Here is a 21,351-nt window from a genome sequence, read left to right as displayed (position 1 = left end):
CCGTTAATGTAACCTGTAATAGAGCGTTCTGTAATGACCGTCGTATAGTGCGTACTGTGACGTAGAAGTGCCTGATACCCCTACCTCAGTCGTCCAAGGCTGGTCAACATTATTGTTATTCGTAAATACTGACTTAAAATCACCACTTGGATTCGATGGATTAAACATCCAGTAATTCGTTGGCAAGTTATTGCCAGCTGCTGGAGTACCGTAGAATAATGCTGAGTAGTTCCCACTTCCAGTGTTGCTCTTGATCCATACAGATATCGTTGTATTTTCTTGATTATCAAACAAACCAGTAGGAAGCTGAACGTAGTTTGAATTACTATCTGTTCCCCCAGGTAAAGTGAGACCATCGGTGTAAGTAATGTCTCCTACGGCCGTTCCATGCTTTTCATTACCTGATATATCCTGTACATCCTCAAGCAATGGATAATACGCCAACATCGTTGGTGTTATTGTGTCCGCTGAAGCTTGATTGCTAAATGGCAGAACAAGATTAAACCAGCTACTGAAGGTCATAAGTAAAACTAACATTAGGATTGTAATTTGCTTCCGCATAGCATTCTTCCCTTCGATTAATTTTCAGAAGCATACAACCCATATCTCTCACCTATAAAACCAGACCACCTCGCTCAAGGAAATAGAGATACGTTTTAAAAAAAAGAATGCGCTTACATTTCTTCTCATATTACGTCTTCAACACTTCCAATTCAATGTAGTATCTTGTTAATAAGGTGGATTTTTTTATTGTAATTCCCGCAAACTTCAACACTATCCCTATGCTTCGAAGTAATCGTTTTCATTCTTAATATACTCTATAGGTAAATTAAAGGATTGAACGCCTGATAAACATAATATATATAGTTGGGCGCTTGTCATATGGACAACGTGTCCGAATACGATGCGGTAAGCCATGGGCACACCGAATCGAAAAATAAGGAGGATTTTCATTTATGCCAAAACGATTTAGCAGAATGCTCGCGTTCCTCTGTTGCTTGGTAATGGTGGTGTCATTAATGCCTACCAGCTATGCCGCCGCCACTGACAACATCGAGAACGCAGAAGCGAATGAAACACCCACCGCCATTTTTGGAACTCCCGAACTCGGGTCAAACGACCCACTCTGGGGCCAGACCATGGAGCATCACATCAACAAAAGCACTGTGCCCGCCGATCCCAGACCCCATGCCACGGGCACAGCCAAAATCCTTTGGGACCATGACTACCTGTATTCCCGAGTAGTTGTGAATGACAGTAATCTATATCAGGGAGCTGGCGGAGATCACCAGTACGACAGCCTGGAGTTTTATGTCGGCACCGGAACCGGAGGCTCAAACCAATGGCGCGTTAGCGCGACGGGTGTGTTTTCAGGGCAGGCCGCTCCGGGCAGAGCTGCATGGACCCAGATCACGGAAACAGGATATATCGTGGAGATGAGAATACCCAAAAGAACCTTGACCTTGGAGGAGGGCAAGCTTACCTTTGAGGTTTATATTAATAACTCAACAGAAAAGGGCGGTGATCGTTATGAAGTCGTTTCCAGTTTCGGAGATCCGGACGCGGCTTACACCAGCGCTGCTTCTTTTACAGACAGCCTGCAGCTCTCTTTAGCCAATGAAGTGGACACCAGATTCTCAATCACAGCCACTGCGGGACCGGGCGGCCGAATAACGCCGAACCCACCCGGCGATGTTCTGAGAGTAGATCGGGACTCTAACAAAGAATTTACGTTTACCCCCGATTCCGGCAAAATGGTGGATACCGTAACGGTAGACGGCGAGACCGCGACTCTATCTGCTGGCACTTATACCTTTTCGAATATTGAGGCTGACCATACAATTCACGTAACATTCAAAAACGATCCGGACGCGGGGCTGCTTCCCTTTGTTGTATGGAATGACAACTTCGCAAGTGGCGAGTACACAACGGCTGTCATCATCGACTTAGGCGAGGGGAAGGCAGCGTTAGGCTCCGCGCTTAATCCGGACTTGTTTGCCTTATCGGCTAGGAACACGACCCTGAACGGCGAAGCAGTGACCTTTGAAGGACCACGCAAAATCACAAGGGTATATGCTAATGACGAGCCGAAAGTACGCGGCTATCTGGGGCAGGTTAACAATTCACCAGATTATCAGGACGGACTGGCCAGCGGCCGTTACATCGTAGTTGAGTCTGAGTTTTATTCAGCGAGCGGCGGCAAAACAACGCTGGATGGCAGCAGTAACTCGACAAAGCAGGTTTACAACATCGTCCCAAACGGAGAGATCGTACTGACAGAGGGGAGTCCACTTCGCAACGTGGTTTTTGAACAGGACAAAGTTGTGAATCCGATCCTTGACAAGTTTACAACATTCACGGACAATTCGGTCAATCGCTCGCTCTACCTACACAAGGATGAAGACGGTAAAGTGATCAAAGGATTGCCGCTGTATGTTTATACTCACGGCATGTCACGCGGCGGTACAAACGCTGCGACAGACCAAAAAGCGGCCATGAAATCCGCCAACGGCTCGGTCGCTCTAATGAAAAAAATGGAAGAAAATCCTGACAAGTACGCCAGCCATGTACTGAATATTTCCTATAATGGCGTATCTGTTCCCTCAACAGAGAATGTTAAGAAGGTCATAGACGCCCTGATTGCCAGCGGCGAAGTAGACCCTAATCGTGTTTACGCGGCTGGCTTCTCATGGGGCGGCCAGTATACAAACAACTTAGTTAACAGCCATCCTGGCTTCTTCGCCGCCGCCGCACCTATGGCCCCGGTAAGCGGTTCACCGAACGCTAAGGACAATGACGCTCACAACAACCTGGCCTATTGGATGTTTTTAAATGCTCATAATGTTGGAGGCTACCAGACTAACCTCAATAACTTTATCAATAACAATATGCCGAAAATGATCAACGCGAGGGCTTCGCGCTTTGAGAGTAATGAGGTCCTTACGTGGCCCTACAATCAATTTGATCAGCCGAACCTGAGGCCGAATCCGGCCAACACACCTGTTCTGGCTGATTACATAGCGCACGAAGTTGAAGCGGCGGTTCTTTACAACCAGATAACTATGGGGAATTGGAGCATAGCTCCCACGGCGCAGTCCTCTAACTTGCCAGCTTGGAACAATGACTACACAGACGTCTTTGATTGGATGTTCGCGCAGAGAAAACCGGTCGTGCCAGGTGCTCCGAGCGGCTTCAAGGCGACAGCCGGTGACGGACAGGTCACATTGAACTGGACCGCCCCTGCTGACGACGGTGGCAGTGCGATCTTGGGCTACAAGGTATGGTATGGCAACGGGACGCCGATCACACTGGATGCGACGGAGACCAAATATACCTTCAAGAACCTGACAAACGGCCAAGGCTACAACTTCACCATCATCGCGGTGAATGCAAAGGGCGACGGCGCGGAGATCAGTGCTACGACGACGCCGATGAAGACGACGACTCCCACTGTGCCTGATTCTGGCGGCAATACGGGAAACACCGGAAATACCGGAAATACCGGCAACATCGGTAATACGGGCAACACCGACAATACGGGCACCGGGACAGACGCTGGAACGTTGAAGTCGACCTACACAGTGAATACACCGAAGGATAAACCCGCGATCACAGACAAAAACGGCAACACCACCCTTCCCGGTGGCGGCGAGATTGCGACCAAAGGCGGGACGAAGATTAAGGTACCCGAAGGCACATCGATAGACTCAAACGGTAAGTTAACCATTCCGGCAGACAAGAGCGCCGAAGTGATACTACCCGGCGACAACAGCACAGTGACCATTTCGGGAGGATCGACGATAGCGAGCGACGGTACGGTTACAGTAGGCGGCAAAGACGCGCATGTGACCCTGCCCAACGGCAACCGTGTGGATATTCACGGCGGATCGAAGATACGGAGCGGCGGAGCGGTTGTGGTAGGACCGAGCGGCGCAAAAGTTAGCTTAGATAACGGCATGTCGCTGAACATCCGTGAGGGTACGGAGCTGGCATTTGATGACGCCACCCCACTGGGCTTCCTCGTGATATCGGGCAATCCTTTCAGGGATGCCAACATGGACGACTGGTTCTACAGCTATATAAATTTCGCCTTCACATACGATCTTTTCAACGGCACGACGTCCACGACGTTCTCACCCGGCACCGCAATGACGCGTGCAATGTTCGTGCAGGTACTGGCCAATCTTGAGAACGTAAACCTCTCCAGCTACACGAGTTCCCGCTTTAGCGACGTGACGGACGGACAATGGTACACCGCGGCAGCCGAGTGGGCGGCCGAAAAAGGCATAGTCAACGGTACAAACGCAGACCTGTTTGACCCCAATTCACCGATGACGCGCGAGCAGATGCTGGTGATACTGTACAACTACATGAAGTACAAAGGCTATGAGCTACCTGAAAGCCACTCTAAGCCCTTCACGGACGAGAGTGAGATCAGCTCCTGGGCGTTGGAGGCCGTTCAGGCACTGCGGGACATCGGCATTGTAGTAGGCAAGCCGGACAACTTCTTTGCTCCCAAAGCCACCGCCACCCGCGCCGAAGTAGCCACGATCTTTGTAAGGTTCGTCGAATATCTGGCTAAGTGAAAGCGTATATAGATAAATGCAGACCCTTCCGGTTGGACAATATCCAGCCGGAAGGGTCTCCTTGTTTTCAAACTGTACTTTTTTTGACAACTCCACGGTCAGGAATTTGAACACCCTCGATTTTTGCATCTAGAATATTCGTCCCCAAGTCCAAAAAATTCTAATTAATTATGCATGTTCTGATTTATTTCACCACAAAAAAAACGCCATCGCAATAATGTGATGGCATTCTTGATTATGGAGCCTAGGGGGATCGAACCCCTGACCTCATCGCTGCCAGCGATGCGCTCTCCCAGCTGAGCTAAGGCCCCAGGATATGAAATAGATAACTTGTCCAACACTGCTACGTTCCACAGGCGACTCCTATATCATATAAAATCCAGCTTTCGCTGTCAATCACTTTCTCAAGATCCAAAGTGATTGGAGAAGAACAACCGATTTCTCTGGTACACACGGACTGGAACTCCAGACTGCTCTTCTCCCTTTACCCACTACACTAATCCTCCAGATCGTCTTTGGACAACAGGGATTTCAGTTCTTTCATGAACATATTGATATCTTTGAACTGGCGATATACCGACGCAAAACGGACATACGCCACTTCATCGACCGGAAACAACTGTTCCATCAATAACTCACCAATCTGGCGACTCTCGACCTCAGCATCGGCTGTATTACGCAGAGATTTCTCCACTTCAGATACCATCATCTCCAGGGTCTCTACGGAGACTGGACGTTTCTCACAGGCACGAATAAGCCCGCGGAGAATTTTGTCCCGGCTGAACTCTTCCCGGCTGCCATCTTTCTTAATGACAATCAGTGGAGTCTCCTCAATCATCTCAAACGTTGTAAATCTTCGGGCACATTGCTCACACTCACGGCGACGACGAATGGATTTTGCTTCGTTGGCCGGACGCGAATCAAGCACTTTGGTACCCATATAACCGCAATAAGGACACTTCAAAACAGATCACTTCCCACGTTTTACTTTTTACCACATATTCCCTGTACTGATTTTGTAATGAAAAACGCATTGCCGACACATAATACTTTTACCAACCCGCGAGGAGGTGAACAGCAATGGCACAAAGCAATGGTAACTCCAACAACTTGGTGGTAACTAAAGCTTCCGCAGCACTCGAGCAAATGAAATATGAAGTTGCTCAAGAACTCGGAATCAGCATCCCACAAGACGGATACCAAGGTAACATGACTTCTTACGAGAACGGTTCGATCGGTGGATACATCACGAAGCGTCTGGTAACAATTGCAGAACAGCAATTGGCAGGTCAATACCAATAATATCTGCATCGTAATACGCTACACAGAGGAGCATGGAGCGGCCGGTGAATAACCGGCCTGCTCTGTGCTTCTACTTATATACTTAGAACGTATTATAGATCTTTACATACTGATTATAATAGTAAATGACTCTTTGTACATAGTGACGCGTCTCACCAAACGGAATATCTTTCACTGTATCGAACGAGCCATCCCATACACCATCTCTAAGCCAACTGTTCACTTTGCCTGGACCCGCATTATAGGCAGCGATCATAACTGCTTCATTGCCATCGAATTGATCGGACAGATTCCGCAGATACCATGTGCCTAACTGAATATTTCGTTCTGGCTCGTGCTTCAATTCCTCCAGCGAAGTGTCGGGAATTTTGGCTTGTTCCAGTATCCAGTTCGCCGTGTCCGGCATCAGTTGCATGAGCCCAATGGCACCTCGTTTGGATTCCTTGCTTGTCTTAAAATTGGTCTCCACCTTGATAATGGAAGCAATTAGAAACGGATCAACCTCATAGCTCTGAGATTGGGCACGGATCTCTTCCTTATAATGTATGGGATAGAACCATGCCATCCAGTTTGTATTCAGAAATAACACCAGTACAAAGGAAACAAACATCAACAGCAATACACGTTTCTTACGCAATATTCTCATAACAAACCCTTACGCTGTAGATATGAGTCAATTTGCTGTTCCGTCGCAGGCCATAAGCCGCTGTTATCGATGACAATATCTGCCAGCTGTTTTTTGCGCTCAATATCCATCTGTACATCCATTCGAGCCTCAGCCTGTGCTGCAGTCATTCCATCCCGACTCATCAAGCGATCTCGTTGCACCGATCTCGGGACATATACAACCATGACTTCCTCGAAACCGTCCTCCAGACCTGATTCGTAGAGCAAAGGAATATCAGATACCACAAGTTTATCCGGATGTTGCAACGCGTATGCAGCAGCCCGTTCGCGCATCTCTCTTCGGATCGCCGGATGTGTGATAGCCTCCAATGCCTTTCGTTCCTCTGGTTGTTCGAAAACAATACTTCCGAGCTTTTTCCGATCCAGTGTTCCATCTTCGTTCAGTATGGCTTGTCCAAACCGCTTAACAGCGGCGGCCAACACGGGATGCCCGGGCATCATAACTTCCCGGGCAATAACGTCTGCATCGATGAGCAACGCTCCCTTACTGGCGAGATAGGCGGAAACACTGCTTTTGCCTGTCGCGATCCCGCCGGTTAAGCCTATATTCATCGTTTCACCTCATAACAACTTCATTATTCCCATAATCATTAACAATAGCGCTGGCAATACAGACAGTCTTCGCATCCAGCGCAGAGCTGAGAATCGTAGGCCAACCTTCATGCCGAGTGACAGAAAAGCCCCACTAAACAGTGCAATAATGAGTGCTGTCCATAGTGTAGGGAATCCCAGAAGTGCCGCTCCCAAACCTGCTCCAAACGCATCCAGAGACAGGGCAATACCCAGCCACATCGCTTCTTGAGCAGATATACTCCCCGAGTTATCCATATCCGCCTTGGAGGGACTGCGAAGGATCTGAATGACAACGCCCAACTTGCGCAACTCCAGTGTAAATACCATTCGTTCCAGTGATCCATTTGAAGCCGACTGCTCCAGATCCAGTGCGAGCACCTGATTCCTGCCATTTGAAGCCGACAGTCTCTCTTGTGCTTCTCCCACTCCAGTTACCTTTGCTTCTGTTCCCTCACCCATTCCAGTGTCTGTTTCCAGCTGTTCTTTGCCTTGCTTTCGAATTAGTTGCAACAGTGACCATGCACCAATACCTATCAATATAACGGCTCCCACGATCGAAGCGATATCCGGTGACACCACATGGGACAACAACACACCTACTTGCATCGACAAGGCAATAACCAATCCTGAACAGATCGAAATAACAGCGATAGATAACAGGGGAATCTTAGTCCTCCGTAACCCATATGTAATCCCGACTCCAAAACCATCTAAACTAAGCGCCAAAGCAAGCGCCAGCAATGAAATAAAATGATGCAGCACCCCGGACTCCTCCTCTGTGCGGTACTCGTGCCAACTGAAGATGCCAGTATGGGTATACGCCCGCTTATTTCTGCCATATCAGTATATGGAGGGAGGAATCCAAGGGTGCTATGATTTCATCATTTCGTTCATTCAGTTCATGTTACAGTAGCTGACAGTTCGGACAAAAATGCGTTCCACGGCCACCAACCACCGTTTTTTCAATTAACGTACCACAAGTTGTACAAGGTTCTGATTTGCGTCCATAGATTTTCAGTTGATGCTGGAACATCCCCATCTCACCCTGTCCATTCACATAGGACTTGATGGAAGATCCACCTGCATTCACTGCATCTTGCAACGTAGCCACAATCGCTTCATGAAGCACCGTTAACTGAGCTTCGGTCAGTGTCTTGGCGATGGTCTCGGGATGGATACCTGCGCGAAATAGAGCCTCGTCCACATAAATATTCCCGATACCGACCACATATGCCTGATTTAAAAGTACAGCCTTGATTTTGGTTGTACGCTTGCCAACCGCCTCGCGGAATGCAGTTACCGTAAAGGCTGGATCAAGTGGCTCCAGTCCCAGCTTCAGCAAAGGTTTGGACACCAGTTCCTCACCTGCATTAAACAGATGCATCGTACCAAATTGACGCACATCCTTATAACGCAATTCCGTACCATCATTAAAATGGAAGATCACATGTGTATGTTTCTCCACATCTTCATGCTGCTCGTACACACCGTATCTTCCTTCCATCCGCAGATGGGAGACAAGCACCAGCCCGTCCAGCAAAATACGCAAAAACTTGCCGCGGCGCTCCACCCCAATGACGGTATGTCCCGCGAGTTCCATTGCAAATGCATCTATGTCGTCCGGCCGCTGAATAATCCGCGGCAAGCTAACGGTAACATGATCAATCGTTTTGCCCACAATAAGTTGATTCAATGTTCTTCTGACTGTTTCGACTTCCGGTAATTCCGGCATGATGTTCTCACCTCCCCTATATTATAACGGAAGATGGCGCTCAGCGGGACCCTTTTCTTATATCTCAAACATGGAAAGGCCTATTGTAAAATACCGGAAAAACCGCGCAGCACTTGATTTATTTCGCTTCGTACCAGTTATCACCAAAGCTGACTTCGGCTTTCAGCGGAACCGACAGTTCCAATGCTTTTTCCATAACTGAAGGTACTAACTCTTTCATCAGTTCCAATTCATCCGCAGGCACTTCGAATACAAGTTCATCGTGCACCTGAAGCAACATACGGCTCTTCAACTTGCGTTCCCGCAGCGCTTCATCCATCTGTACCATGGCCAACTTGATGATATCTGCTGCTGTTCCCTGAATCGGTGTATTCATCGCCGTACGCTCTGCGAAGGAACGCAGATTGAAGTTACTGGCATTAATCTCTGGTAGGTAACGACGTCGTTCCAACAACGTTTTGACGTAACCATCCTGACGAGCTTCCTTCACAATGTCATCCATATATCGGCGGACACCCTGGAATACTTCAAAATACTGATCTATAAACTGCGCGGCCTCTTTACGTGTAATATGCAGGTTCTGCGATAAGCCATAATCACTTATGCCATACACGATACCAAAGTTAACTGCCTTGGCGGAACGACGCATATCCCCATCCACATCCTCAGGCTTCACGCCGAATACATCCGAAGCGGTCTTTGTATGAATATCCATATCGTTGACAAACGCTTCCTTCAAGCGCTCATCGTCCGAAATGTGGGCCAGTACTCGCAGTTCAATCTGGGAATAGTCTGCCGCCAAAATGGACCATCCTGGCTCGGAAGGAACAAATACCTTCCGGATTTTGCGACCTTCTTCCATCCGAATCGGAATGTTCTGCAAGTTCGGGAATTGACTGCTAAGTCGTCCCGTTGCAGCAATGGTCTGACGATAATACGTATGCACCTTGCCATCCCGATTGGATATCTCTTTGAGCAATCCTTCCACATAAGTGGATTGTAGCTTGGCAAGCTGACGATATTGCAGAATATGCTTGACCACATCATTATAAGGAGCCAATTTCTCCAATACTTCCGCATCTGTGGAATAACCCGTTTTTGTTTTCTTCACCACTGGCAAGCCCAGTCTATCAAATAAAATCTCACCCAGTTGCTTTGGTGAATTCAGATTAAATTCCGTTCCTGACAGCTTGTAAATCTCAGCCATCAACCTGCTGATCTGTTCTTCAAACTCACTGCCCAAAGCCTGTAGATCGGCTGTATTGGCCTTGATACCCTGTTTCTCCATGTCCGCCAATATGCGTGACAACGGCATCTCCAGTTCATGGAACAGTGAATTCATCACATCGGTTTCCAGCACCTGCTCCTGAAGTGGAATAATGGCTGCTACTGCAGCAGCTTTACGGCATAGGAAATCACCCAAGATCTCCACTTCCGGTACCTTGTACTTGGCACCTTTGCCCATAACCGTGTCATCCTCTACGAGTGACGGCAGACCATACTTGGTCGTGAGTCCACTAATTGTCTGGTTGGATTCCGTTGGATCAAGCAAATACGCTGCCAGTTGTACATCAAATGACGCACCAGCAAATTCAATACCATGCGCATGCAGGGCCAGGTCTACACGATGAAGATCATAACCGCGCTTGGGCTGCTCTGAATTACCAAGCCATGCCCGCACTGGAGCCGCAGCTTCGGAATGAAGCAATTCGGGAGATATGAACGTATATGTTCCAGCGGAACCTACAGCAAGTCCAATCAATTTCGCTTGGTGCGGGTTATCCCCATGTGTCTCCACGTGGAGGACATCAATGGAATCGAGGGAACTGAACAGCTCACCGATGTTGTCCTCTGTTGCTATGGAAGACTCCACCTCGGCAGCAGGGACCGCTTCCTGTTCAGAACCAATGCTGCCACTGAACGACAAGCGTTCGAGCAAGGATTTGAATTCCAGCTTCGCCAATGCAGGGCCAGCATTTTCTTCTTTTAATCCAGCGAATTGCATATCCTCCCACGTCTGCTCCAGCGGAACTTCCCGGTGAATCGTCGCGAGTTGTTTGCTCATCCGGGCATCTTCGGCATGGGCCTCGATCTTTTCTTTCATCTTGCCTTTCAGCTCACTAGTGCCGTTCAGCACATCTTCTACCGATCCGAACTGGTGCAGCAGCTTCAACGCTGTTTTCTCTCCAACCCCGGGAATCCCCGGAATGTTATCGGACGCATCGCCCATCAGACCCTTGAGATCAATGATTTGCAGCGGCGTCAGACCATAACGCTCCTTAATCTGAGCAGGATCATACAGCTCAATATCGGTTACCCCTTTACGCGTCAGCCCGATATGTACATGTTCGGAAGCAAGCTGCAGCATATCTTTGTCACCCGATACAACGAGCACCTGTCTACCCGCTTCATCTGCGCGTTTGGTTAACGTTCCGATGATGTCATCCGCTTCAAATCCAGCTAGCTCAAACTGAGCAATGCCAAGTCCTTTCAGCAGTTCTTTGAGCAAAGGGAATTGCTCTGACAACTCTGGTGGTGTTTTCTCCCGTCCACCCTTGTATTCCTGATACCCTTCGTGGCGGAACGTGATTTTGCCTGCATCAAATGCAACCATGACATGTGTAGGCTTATGCTCTTCAAGCAATCTCAGCAGCATCGTAGTGAAGCCATATACCGCATTGGTATGCAGACCTTTCGAGTTGGTCAGAGGCGGCATTGCAAAAAACGCCCTGTAAATAATGCTATTTCCATCTATGAGAATAAACTTGTCCATTCCAGCACCTCGCGTATTATATGGTCAACCTCTTCAAATTACATCTACTCTCATGATACCATACCCACCTGTCACATCAAAAAGAATAGCCTCTTTCACTTCACATTTAATCGCAAAAAAGAACCTTCTCCACAGACAGCTGTACACAGCCTACCTGAGAGAAAGTCCTTTTCCATTCATATGATTGCATCACTTAATCAGTACTGATTCCCCAATTCCAAAGCAATGCTCTTCTATTGATTCAGATCCGGACGTTTACCTGTCACCAGGTATACCGTGCTCTCACCAATGTTGGTTGCATGATCGCCAATTCGTTCAATGTAACGTCCAACCATCATCAGCAGCATAGCCTGAGAAGCCTGATTAGGATGCTCTGACATTAACGTGTAGAGATCACTGATCATGTGGCTGTACAGTTGATCGACCTGATCGTCTGTCTGAGCCATTTTATAGGCCAGGTCTGTGTTTTCTTTCAGGAAAGATTCGATGGATTCATCAATCATGGATTTCACGATTTCTGCCATTTGCGGGATATCCACCAGAGGTTTAATCAGCTTCTGTCCATCCATCCGGAGTGTCACCTTCGCCACGTCGAGCGCAAGATCTCCCATACGCTCCAGATCACTGGAGATTTTGAATGCCACGATGATACGTCTGAGATCCTTTGCCACCGGCTGTTGTGTGATGATCAGTTTGGAGCCAAGTTCCATAATTTTGTCTTCAAGGGCATTCAGATTCGCATCATTCTTGATGATGACCTGAGCTTTCTCCGCGTTCATCGTTTGTAAACTCTCAATAGCACCATCCAATGCTGCTCCTACATGTTCACCCATTTGTTTGAGCAAGGTACGCAGCTCTTCAAGCTCCTGATCAAATTCTTTTCTGCGAATCATAGATTTCATGTCCTCCTTATCCATCATCTCCGGGTATGCCGGGATCATTCCAATTCAGCTCGCTTAACCGAACCTTCCAGATATATAATCCTCGGTTCGGGAATCTTGCGGTGTGGAGAATAACGTCTCCGTATCAGCTGCCTCCACCACTTCACCATTCAGGAAAAATACCGTGCGTCCAGATACCCGTGCCGCTTGGTGCATATTGTGGGTAACCATAACGATCGTGTACTTGTGATGCAATTCCTTCACCAGTTCCTCAATCTTCAATGTGGAGATCGGGTCGAGTGCAGACGTTGCTTCATCCATCAGTAGAACGTCAGGCTGTACAGCCAGCGCCCGTGCAATACAGAGACGCTGTTGTTGTCCACCAGACAAACTAAGTGCCGACTTTTTCAATACATCCTTCACTTCATCCCACAATGCAGCATGGACAAGACTTTGTTCCACCAACTGATCCAGTTCAGCCTTTTGGGTTACCCCGTGCAAGCGAGGTCCATAAGCCACGTTATCGTATATGGATTTTGGAAAAGGGTTCGGTTGTTGGAACACCATGCCAACTCGTTTGCGCAGTGTCTCCACTTCAATCTCATTACTGTAGATATCGGAGCCATTCAGCATAACCTGTCCTTCCACACGAACACCCGGAATCATGTCATTCATCCGGTTTAACGTGCGAAGCAATGTCGATTTACCACAACCTGACGGCCCGATGAACGCAGTAACGGTTTTTTCCGGCAGATCCATCGATATATTTTTAAGCGCGTGATGCGTATCATAATATAAATTAAGATTTTCAATGTGAATGAGGTCCTTCATGGATGTTCACTTCTCCTTCGCTGCAGGGACACGGAAACTCCCTTTACGTTGAGACCGATACTGATAATCTTTCATCGCTGCTCGGCCATCTTTAATATCCTACCCTTTCATTGTAAAAACAGTATCACTTTCATGTTAACGGAATGTAAAAAAGACATCCTTAACCTTCATGATCTGCTTGATGGATCAATCTGATTGCTGATGCCTGCTTTATTGACTACCTTATAGTTTACTCTCCATTCGAAACCATCTCATCCAGCTTCGTACGAATGTGCTCTGCAACTTCTCCAGCTTTCCCGCCTTCCATGGCGATCTCCTCTGCTATACGAGACAAATCTCTCACCGCACTGTTCAGTTGTCGGAACGTTGCTCCCCCTGCGGTGACATGCACCGAACTGTCGTCAATCTCCGCTCCGCTTGCCTTAACCAGTTCAACAGTCTGAAGGGTCAATCCACCAATATTCTCAAGCAATGAAGACATGTTCCCCGCAACCTCACGGGTCTGTTTTGCGAGCGCTCGAATCTCGCCTGCAACAATCTGAAAACCTCGTCCATATTCACCTGCATGAGCTGCTTCAATGGAAGCATTCAGGGCGAGGAGACCACTTTGATCTGCCAGGGAGCGAATGGATTGTGCCATGCCTGAGCCTGTTTTGATCGAATTCAGCATGTGATCCGCATGTTGTCCTTGACTCTCCATATGCTGATGTACCCGGTTATAGGAAGCATCAACGTGCTTCAAACTCTCTTCGCCCTGCTTGGACAATGCCATGATCTCACGGGCCTCATGAACGGTCTGATTCGCAGCATTCACCAGCTTGGTGACCGCATCGTTGATTCTGGATATCTCCTGTCTGCTCTCGGTTACTGTACGTATACGCTCTTCCGTAACAGCCTGTTGCAGTCTGCGAGAGAGGGACATTACGTCTCGCATCGTCAGCACACCAAGCAGTCTGCCTTGTTCCGTAACCAGCAGACAATCGTAGAAATGCTGTTCATTCCGTCCAAGTGCGATATCAATAATCGTTGCGGCTTCCATATGAATATCTGCAATAACGGGAGATGTATTCACTACTTGTATGACCGGCTTACGGTAGAATAGATCTGCGGCAAAACGGCCATTTAACATCCGATATAACGTCTCTCGCATTAACAATCCAGTAGGTTTCATCTGCTCATCACACAATACAATACATGGGTGCTCCTGATCCTGATTCATCATCGTGGCAGCTTCTCCACAGGTGGTATGGACTCCCGCGACAGGTACCTGACGATAATAGTCCTGCAAATGGATCACAGATTCTTCAGCAACTAGTGCTACTTCAGTTTGCTCCATTATGGGTGTCGTTAATTCTTCATTATGTAAAACAACATGAGGCTGGTCAGGTTTCACTTCGAGCAACATGGGCATAAATGCGCAATCTCCTTTACGTAATACCTCCGTCTTGAGGTGGGTTATGTAGGTACAAAGTATCACTCAGATAAGTCCATGCTACTCCCTCTACGTAAAGAAAAATCTTCCTTTATGTTAAATGAACGTAAAATAAAACTCCCCGATCATTGCTAACTTGAATGATGGGGAGTTTTTCTTTTGACAACCAATTTATAACCTACACCACGAATGGAATCAATGTGAACCGATTCCGGGTCCAGCTCCAGCTTTTTACGTAATGAACTGACGTGAACGTCCACGGTTCGTTGACCTCCGATATAATCGAAGCCCCACACAGCGTTCATCAGATCATCCCTTGTCAGTACCACACCCGGCTTTTTGGCCAAATATAGCAGTACTTCGAACTCTTTCGGACGCAGACTGATGGATTGTCCACCCAGTGTCACTTCATATTTCAGAGGATAAATCTCCAGCTCGCCCAGAATAATTCGTGAGCCATCTTTGTCCTCAAGCTGTGGTAAATCTTCACCATTGGAATAACGTCTTAATACCGCATCCACTCGGGCTAATAACTCAGATACACCAAACGGTTTGGTAATATAATCATCGGCACCTGATTTCAGTCCCTGTACAACCTCGGCTTCACCGTTCTTGGCCGTCAGAATGATAACCGGTGTACTAACACCTTGTATTCTTAACTTGCTCAGAATGTCCAGACCATTCATGCCCGGAAGCATCAAATCCAGCAAAATGAGATCAAATTCCTGGGACAAGGCCCGATCATATCCTGCAGATCCGTGATCCTCTGCCGTAACGTCGTAACCTTCCTGTGTCAGGTTATACGTGAGTAATCTTGATAATGTAGGTTCATCTTCAATAACTAATAAACGCTGTGCCATGATACCCCTTCTCTCTTCATAGGTTGTCTGTTGCCACAACACTTTTTCTATCATAGCATTAATTTGTTAACGCGGTGTAAAACAATACACACTTTTTACATTTTGATACTAGACGCCTACATCTCTTCGTCTTGAATGAATGGAAGGATCACACGGAACGTTGTCCCCATGCCCAGTTCACTCTCTACAGACAATTTGCCATGATGCAATTCCACCAGATGTTTAACGATGGAAAGTCCAAGGCCTGTGCCCCCTGAATTACGAGATCTGCCTTTATCAACACGATAGAACCGCTCGAAGATTCGCGGCAAATCTTTTTTCGGTATGCCAATTCCTGTATCTGACACCGCAAAGACAACTTCATCATCGTTATCCATCGTCACCTGTAACTTCACTCGTCCACCATCGGGGGTATAGTTGATGCCGTTGGATAACAGATTGATGAAAATCTGCTTCATCTTGTCCTCATCCGCTTCAATGTACAGTTCCTCCGGAACATGCATTTCCAGACGAATTTGCTTTTTCTCGGCCACCTTGGACAAGGTGCCCAGCACCATTTCGAAGAAAGAGTGTACATGCACAGGTGAGCATTGCAGCGGTGCGCGTTTCGATTCAATTTTGGATAACTCCAGAATATCCCCGATTAATCGGTTAAGTCGATCTCCTTCATCATAGATGATTTTCAGGAATGATCGCTCTGTCTCCTTATCCTGTACCCCGCCACTGAGCAACGTTTCGGCAAACCCTTTGACCGCAGCGACTGGTGTCTTGAGCTCATGAGAGACATTTGCAACAAACTCACTGCGCATGGACTCCAATCGGCGAATCGCCGTCACGTCCTGCAACAGGAATAACATGCCTCGATATCCACCATCATCTTCGGACATCGGTACTCCATCAATACGGATCAGTTTTTCCTCCGGGTTGAACACACTTACTTCTTCATGCATCCGTTCTTTCAGTGCAACACTCTCTTCAATGGTACGTGTTAATTCGTAGTGTCTTTTCAATTCAGTATAAGGCTTACCCGTAACCTTTCCTGCCTGAATACCAAGCATACGCTCCGCTTCCCGATTGACCAGTGCAATGGATTGCCCTGCGTCGATCATGACAATACCTCCGGTCATGTTCGCGAGGACACTCTGTAACAACGCTTCATTGTCACGAATCGTCTTCAGTTGGGACTGCAAGCTGTCTGCCATTCCGTTTATGGCAAGCCCCAGCTGTCCGATCTCATCTCTACGCGTTACATCAACTCTGGCATCGTATTCCAGCTTGGTGATCCGATGGGCCACTTTTGTAATATGCTCAATCGGAGAGGTTAATCCACGTGCAACCCGATAACTGACAAACGCGACAATTAAGAACAATAGTCCAAGTGCAGCAAACATGATCATCCAACCACGCTGAAGCCCTTGATCCACAGCCTGTAGACTCATGGATAGACGAATGTAGCCATCAAATTTGCCGCTAGGTATTTCAATCATATCACTTTGATCCGAATTCACAGGTAGCGCTACATACAGCATGTCTTGTCCCAATGTCTCACTGTAACGTATGGATTGCCCGTATCCATCTCCGACGGCACCCTTAATCTCCTCACGGTTCAAGTGATTATCCATGGAGGCCGGATCACTCTCGGAATCCCCAATGACCATGCCGTCTTTATTGATGAAGGTTACCCGGGAATCCGTCAGACGATCCAGTTCCAGCGCCCGATCTGAATAATACTTTCGTGTGGCTTCCGAGGTTGGATCACTTGCATCATGGAATGGAAAAGTTGCTTTGAGCAGATTAATTTCGCGCACCATGGTTTGCTCCAATGCGGCTATATGCGTAGTCTTAAACACTCTGCCCATCGTATATCCAGCCACAATGACGGATACGCCGATCAGCACCATCATAATGATGGCAAGGCGAATTCGGAACGGTCTCATCTATCTCTTCCTTTATGATCAGATTAATATCTAATGAATTGCTCTACATTGAATCCAGTTCAATTCGGTCCCCACGGGTACCTGGATTGGAAATTACAAGAAACTCCACTTCTTCGTCGCTCCGATTCATCATCTGATGCGGCATTCCGGGTGCAATCTCTATTCCTTCATGGGTTTCCAGCACAAACGTCTCTCCATTAAGTTCCATACATGCTTCACCGCTGAGGATGAAAAAAAACTGACGGCTTACCGAATGATAATGTCGTATTTCAGCCGTTCCTGCGGGCATTCGTTCATGAATAATGCTCAGTGTTTCATTTTGAACGAGATGCCAACCGTCGCACTGTGCACCCCATATATAATGTGCTGTATTCTGTTTACTCATTTTCATATGACTTGTCCCTCCGAGTATAATTGCTCGATCTATCATATCACAGATTAGGGGACTCCCAATCTTTTCAGTCAGTACTTTGCAATACGCTATCAACTGCAGTGAGACAAGGCTAATAATAAAATATCATAGTTGTATCAACAGAGATGCCGACTTTTGTAAACAGGTGCTATCCGCATCTTTGACATACATATTCACCTGATATAAAAAAGACGCACCGCTCAGCCATGCTGAAAGCGGTACGCCTCTCTATATAATCAATCCTATCCTGAATCTAAACGTTCTTAACGTATTATCCGTTCACCACTTCGCCACCATTCACATGCATCACCTGTCCGCTTACATACGAAGAGTCATCCGAAGCAAGGTATACGTAAGCGGGAGCCAGTTCATCCGGTTGCCCTGGCCGCTTCATTGGCTGCGTTGCGCCGAACTCACTTACTTTTTTCTCATCAAATGTGGATGGAATGAGTGGTGTCCAGATCGGCCCTGGTGCAACGGCATTGACACGAATTCCCTTCTCAATCACATTCATCGATAACGAACGAGTGAACGAAGTGATTGCTCCTTTGGTAGATGAATAGTCAAGCAGGGTTGGGCTTCCGCGATAAGCTGTGATAGAGGTTGTATTAATAATCGTACTGCCCTTCTTCAGATGTGGCAGGGCTGCTTGCGTCACATAGAACATGCCAAAAATATTGGTACGGAATGTACGCTCCAACTGTTCTGGCGTAATATCCTCCAGATTCTGCTGTGGATGCTGTTCTGCTGCGTTATTCACGACAATGTCCAGTTTGCCCAGTTCATTCACTGTCTGCTGAACCGATTTCTTCGCAAAGGCATCATCACCAATGTCCCCTGCAATCAAGATACACTTGCGTCCTTCTTGTTCGACCTGACGTTTCGTTTCCTTGGCATCTTCGTGCTCGCTCAGGTATACAATGGCTACATCCGCGCCTTCCTTGGCATACGTAACAGCAACAGCACGTCCAATTCCGCTGTCACCCCCTGTAATAAGGGCCACCTTACCCGTCAGTTTACCTGCTGCCTTGTATTCAGGCTTCTCAAATTCCGGTCTGGGATGCATCTCCGATTCAATACCGGGGCGTTGATCCTGATGCTGTGCTGGCATTGTTTTTTGATTTTGTTGTGTGTTGGTTGACATCTAACATTCTCCTCTCAAAATGTGAACATGTTTGGATTACAGAAGACATGGACCCTAACTGTATACTTCCTTGTCTTTCGTTCTCTGAAAAAGTCTCATTCTGTAGGATGGCATGAACAGTTCAGATTATTCTTCTGCGATGAACAGCAACTTAAGCCTCAGCGTGCTGTCTCTAATCGTTATTTACCACTCTCTTTAGATATCAAACAACCAATTTGCTTTAATGCCTGTTTGGCCAAAATTCGAAATTTATTCGAAATTAGACTGTTTCATGATACAAAGTGTATTCCTATGCTACTTGGGCTGATGTACAATGTACAGTATACTGATGTGCTTTAACTCTCATCTTTATTGGTTTAATTATTCTAACCTAACATGGAGACCTGACAATGGAATCGCATATTAATACATATATAACACTCGTAGCTACTTCAGCCGTGCTGAATGTCTTTTTGTGTTTATATACCTATTTCAGAAGATCCGAGATCCCCAGTTCCAAAATATTCATTCTCTACACAGCAGCACTGTCCATATATACTTTTGGTTATGCGATTGAGCTCGCCAGCAACACGCTGGAACAGATGAAGTTTTGGACCACCGTGGAGTATATAGGCATGCCCTTCTCCGCATCTCTTGGCCTCATGTTGATGATAAAGTACACTGGAAAAACGTTATCCAAAAAGGTAACTGCCGCTCTGTTTGTAATCCCTTCCATTACACTAGGTATGGTTGCAACCAATGACTTTCATCATCTATTTTATAAAAAAGTATGGCTAAGAGAAGATAGTCCCGTTCCTCTGATGGATATCGCAGTGGGTCAATGGTATGTTGTACATGGTGCATTCACCTTCTCCTGTCTGTTATGTGCCTGCCTCATTTTGATCGGACAATGGAGACACACCAAGAAGATGTATCGTCGTCAATTACTTACTCTCATTACTTCACAGATTATTCCTATGGTCGCAGCTTTTCTGTATTTGCTTGGTTTGACCCCCGGTGGGATGGACCCCGTCCCCGTGCTCATGTGTATCACATCTGCCATGTATATCTGGGCGATTCTATCCTCACGTCTACTGACCATCGTACCCATCGCCAAAGACAGTATTTTCGAGAGTATGCGTGAAGGTGTTATTGTACTGGATAGCTTCAATCGACTGGTCGATTACAACAGATCTCTGCGTGACATGTTGCCAGAGCTTAATACAACCATGATTGGCCAACCCTTGGATGATATCTGGCTTAATCTTGCTGGAAAGACGTTTCCCGTTGAATACGGAAGAGAAGGATTGCAAACCGATCTGTACTGGCAGTTAAACGGAGAGACCGTCTGTTATCAGGTCAGGACATCTTACGTGTATAACAAGGATGCACAGACTGTGGGCAGTCTAATTATGTTAATCGATATAACGGAACAACGCTTCTTGCAAGAACAGCTGAAACAACTGGCTTATTTCGATGGTTTGACCAAAATCTATAATCGCACTCAATTTTTGCATAGAGGTCGGGAGATTTTGAGTGAAGCTCAGCTTAACCCGCAACCTGTTTCATTCATTTTATTTGATATTGATTACTTTAAACGCATCAACGATACGTACGGGCATGATGTTGGCGATCAGGCCATCATTCATGTAGTCTCTGTTTGTAATCGATATTTAAGCCCTGAGATGTTGTTTGCCCGATATGGAGGCGAAGAGTTTGTCATCGCTCTTCCGAATACCTCGCTTCAAGAAGCCGAGAAACTTGCCGAACAACTGAGAGTTGCCTTATTGAATGACCCCCTGGATGTTAAGGGAGTGCCTATTACGCTGACCTCAAGCTTTGGTATTGCCCAGTACAATGGAGGGTCAGATTCGCTGGAGTCCTTGTTACGCGATGCTGATACTGCCTTGTACGAATCCAAGCGTAATGGTCGAAATGCAGTGCGGGCGTATACTGTGAGTACAACCTAATCAATGTAGATCGCGTCTGATGGAATATGCATGCTGTTATGTGTATGGTAGTGATTCCCTCTAGTTTCAGTTCAAATAAACCGAGGACTACTGATTTTATCTTGATAATAACAAAAAATAGACAGCCAATGAGGCTGTCTATTTTTTGTTTGTTCCAACGAAACACCATCTTACATCTCATCCCGCTTGTCCTAAGTACGTCTGCAAACGCTTAACCAACGACTAACAATACATCTTCGTAAGGTGGATTAA

At 46.9% G+C, this 21,351-nt stretch carries 17 protein-coding genes and 1 tRNA gene; 3 read left to right on the top strand and 15 right to left on the bottom strand.

Translation table 11 applies throughout. The features are described from left to right. Positions 1 to 3: 3 nt before the first annotated feature. Positions 4 to 561 carry a hypothetical protein gene (locus MKY01_RS10005; RefSeq protein ID WP_339286371.1) on the bottom strand — a complete coding sequence of 186 codons (558 nt, stop codon included), beginning with the start codon at positions 559 to 561 and terminating at the stop codon, positions 4 to 6. Between the two features lie 395 nt (positions 562 to 956). Here MKY01_RS10005 and MKY01_RS10000 point away from each other — a divergent pair, with 395 nt between their 5' ends. After that, on the top strand, positions 957 to 4,586 hold the full coding sequence (locus MKY01_RS10000) for an S-layer homology domain-containing protein (protein WP_339286370.1): 3,630 nt from the start codon (positions 957 to 959) through the stop codon (positions 4,584 to 4,586). 238 nt (positions 4,587 to 4,824) lie between these two features. Here the strand turns inward: MKY01_RS10000 and MKY01_RS09995 are convergent. Both MKY01_RS09995 and nrdR read right to left on the bottom strand, forming a co-directional pair. Next, positions 4,825 to 4,897: transfer RNA gene (locus MKY01_RS09995), tRNA-Ala, on the bottom strand. 185 nt (positions 4,898 to 5,082) lie between these two features. Further along, positions 5,083 to 5,550, bottom strand: a complete 468-nt coding sequence (gene nrdR, locus MKY01_RS09990; protein ID WP_036609807.1) for a transcriptional regulator NrdR — start codon at positions 5,548 to 5,550, stop codon at positions 5,083 to 5,085. Between the two features lie 116 nt (positions 5,551 to 5,666). On the opposite strand from nrdR, the gene MKY01_RS09985 reads away from it, so the two are divergent. Continuing rightward, positions 5,667 to 5,888, top strand: a complete 222-nt coding sequence (locus tag MKY01_RS09985; RefSeq protein WP_017689472.1) for an alpha/beta-type small acid-soluble spore protein — start codon at positions 5,667 to 5,669, stop codon at positions 5,886 to 5,888. An 82-nt stretch (positions 5,889 to 5,970) separates the two neighbouring features. On the opposite strand, the gene MKY01_RS09980 is transcribed toward MKY01_RS09985, so the two are convergent. From MKY01_RS09980 to MKY01_RS09925, 12 genes are all read right to left on the bottom strand, one after another. Then, a complete protein-coding gene (locus tag MKY01_RS09980; protein ID WP_036609809.1) occupies positions 5,971 to 6,534 on the bottom strand; it encodes a lytic transglycosylase domain-containing protein in 564 nt (187 codons plus the stop codon). After that, entirely contained in the window at positions 6,531 to 7,127 is a 597-nt protein-coding gene (gene coaE, locus MKY01_RS09975; protein WP_100529451.1) for a dephospho-CoA kinase, read from the bottom strand. The genes MKY01_RS09980 and coaE overlap by 4 nt, the downstream gene beginning before the upstream one ends. Positions 7,128 to 7,136: 9 nt before the next feature. Continuing rightward, complete coding sequence (locus MKY01_RS09970; protein WP_339287132.1) at positions 7,137 to 7,952, bottom strand: manganese efflux pump; 816 nt, start codon at positions 7,950 to 7,952, stop codon at positions 7,137 to 7,139. A 100-nt stretch (positions 7,953 to 8,052) separates the two neighbouring features. Beyond that, positions 8,053 to 8,880 carry a DNA-formamidopyrimidine glycosylase gene (gene mutM / locus MKY01_RS09965; protein ID WP_036669994.1) on the bottom strand — a complete coding sequence of 276 codons (828 nt, stop codon included), beginning with the start codon at positions 8,878 to 8,880 and terminating at the stop codon, positions 8,053 to 8,055. Positions 8,881 to 8,998: 118 nt separating this feature from the next. After that, positions 8,999 to 11,653 (bottom strand): DNA polymerase I, encoded by a 2,655-nt coding sequence (gene polA, locus MKY01_RS09960; protein ID WP_339286369.1) that lies wholly within the window; start codon positions 11,651 to 11,653, stop codon positions 8,999 to 9,001. A gap of 233 nt (positions 11,654 to 11,886) precedes the next feature. Further along, on the bottom strand, positions 11,887 to 12,546 hold the full coding sequence (phoU, locus tag MKY01_RS09955; protein ID WP_036609819.1) for a phosphate signaling complex protein PhoU: 660 nt from the start codon (positions 12,544 to 12,546) through the stop codon (positions 11,887 to 11,889). Positions 12,547 to 12,609: 63 nt separating this feature from the next. Next, a complete protein-coding gene (gene pstB / locus MKY01_RS09950) occupies positions 12,610 to 13,365 on the bottom strand; it encodes a phosphate ABC transporter ATP-binding protein PstB (protein WP_036609821.1) in 756 nt (251 codons plus the stop codon). A 229-nt stretch (positions 13,366 to 13,594) separates the two neighbouring features. Further along, entirely contained in the window at positions 13,595 to 14,776 is a 1,182-nt protein-coding gene (locus tag MKY01_RS09945) for a methyl-accepting chemotaxis protein (RefSeq protein WP_127544295.1), read from the bottom strand. A gap of 152 nt (positions 14,777 to 14,928) precedes the next feature. Continuing rightward, positions 14,929 to 15,657 carry a response regulator transcription factor gene (locus tag MKY01_RS09940; protein WP_036609823.1) on the bottom strand — a complete coding sequence of 243 codons (729 nt, stop codon included), beginning with the start codon at positions 15,655 to 15,657 and terminating at the stop codon, positions 14,929 to 14,931. Positions 15,658 to 15,773: 116 nt separating this feature from the next. Further along, a complete protein-coding gene (locus MKY01_RS09935; protein ID WP_036669981.1) occupies positions 15,774 to 17,594 on the bottom strand; it encodes an ATP-binding protein in 1,821 nt (606 codons plus the stop codon). A gap of 43 nt (positions 17,595 to 17,637) precedes the next feature. Continuing rightward, positions 17,638 to 17,985 carry a cupin domain-containing protein gene (locus MKY01_RS09930; RefSeq protein WP_282322066.1) on the bottom strand — a complete coding sequence of 116 codons (348 nt, stop codon included), beginning with the start codon at positions 17,983 to 17,985 and terminating at the stop codon, positions 17,638 to 17,640. 292 nt (positions 17,986 to 18,277) lie between these two features. Continuing rightward, positions 18,278 to 19,150 carry an SDR family oxidoreductase gene (locus MKY01_RS09925; protein WP_076326999.1) on the bottom strand — a complete coding sequence of 291 codons (873 nt, stop codon included), beginning with the start codon at positions 19,148 to 19,150 and terminating at the stop codon, positions 18,278 to 18,280. Between the two features lie 389 nt (positions 19,151 to 19,539). Here MKY01_RS09925 and MKY01_RS09920 point away from each other — a divergent pair, with 389 nt between their 5' ends. Then, positions 19,540 to 21,099 (top strand): histidine kinase N-terminal 7TM domain-containing protein, encoded by a 1,560-nt coding sequence (locus MKY01_RS09920; protein WP_282322067.1) that lies wholly within the window; start codon positions 19,540 to 19,542, stop codon positions 21,097 to 21,099. Positions 21,100 to 21,351 lie beyond the last annotated feature (252 nt).

This window comes from Paenibacillus sp. FSL R5-0486 (genome assembly GCF_037975155.1).
Lineage (GTDB): Bacteria > Bacillota > Bacilli > Paenibacillales > Paenibacillaceae > Paenibacillus > Paenibacillus amylolyticus.
Note: the sequence above shows the minus strand (reverse complement) of the source record. Positions and strands in the feature narration are given on the sequence as shown.

Excerpts from the sequence above, each read along its gene's own strand:
- MKY01_RS10005 (WP_339286371.1), bottom strand. The coding sequence starts at position 561 with ATGCGGAAGCAAATTACAATCCTAATGTTAGTTTTACTTATGACCTTC.
- MKY01_RS10000 (WP_339286370.1), top strand. The coding sequence starts at position 957 with ATGCCAAAACGATTTAGCAGAATGCTCGCGTTCCTCTGTTGCTTGGTA.
- MKY01_RS09985 (WP_017689472.1), top strand. The coding sequence starts at position 5,667 with ATGGCACAAAGCAATGGTAACTCCAACAACTTGGTGGTAACTAAAGCT.
- MKY01_RS09980 (WP_036609809.1), bottom strand. The coding sequence starts at position 6,534 with ATGAGAATATTGCGTAAGAAACGTGTATTGCTGTTGATGTTTGTTTCC.
- coaE (WP_100529451.1), bottom strand. The coding sequence starts at position 7,127 with ATGAATATAGGCTTAACCGGCGGGATCGCGACAGGCAAAAGCAGTGTT.
- mutM (WP_036669994.1), bottom strand. The coding sequence starts at position 8,880 with ATGCCGGAATTACCGGAAGTCGAAACAGTCAGAAGAACATTGAATCAA.
- polA (WP_339286369.1), bottom strand. The coding sequence starts at position 11,653 with ATGGACAAGTTTATTCTCATAGATGGAAATAGCATTATTTACAGGGCG.
- phoU (WP_036609819.1), bottom strand. The coding sequence starts at position 12,546 with ATGATTCGCAGAAAAGAATTTGATCAGGAGCTTGAAGAGCTGCGTACC.
- pstB (WP_036609821.1), bottom strand. The coding sequence starts at position 13,365 with ATGAAGGACCTCATTCACATTGAAAATCTTAATTTATATTATGATACG.
- MKY01_RS09945 (WP_127544295.1), bottom strand. The coding sequence starts at position 14,776 with ATGCCCATGTTGCTCGAAGTGAAACCTGACCAGCCTCATGTTGTTTTA.
- MKY01_RS09940 (WP_036609823.1), bottom strand. The coding sequence starts at position 15,657 with ATGGCACAGCGTTTATTAGTTATTGAAGATGAACCTACATTATCAAGA.
- MKY01_RS09935 (WP_036669981.1), bottom strand. The coding sequence starts at position 17,594 with ATGAGACCGTTCCGAATTCGCCTTGCCATCATTATGATGGTGCTGATC.
- MKY01_RS09930 (WP_282322066.1), bottom strand. The coding sequence starts at position 17,985 with ATGAAAATGAGTAAACAGAATACAGCACATTATATATGGGGTGCACAG.
- MKY01_RS09925 (WP_076326999.1), bottom strand. The coding sequence starts at position 19,150 with ATGTCAACCAACACACAACAAAATCAAAAAACAATGCCAGCACAGCAT.
- MKY01_RS09920 (WP_282322067.1), top strand. The coding sequence starts at position 19,540 with ATGGAATCGCATATTAATACATATATAACACTCGTAGCTACTTCAGCC.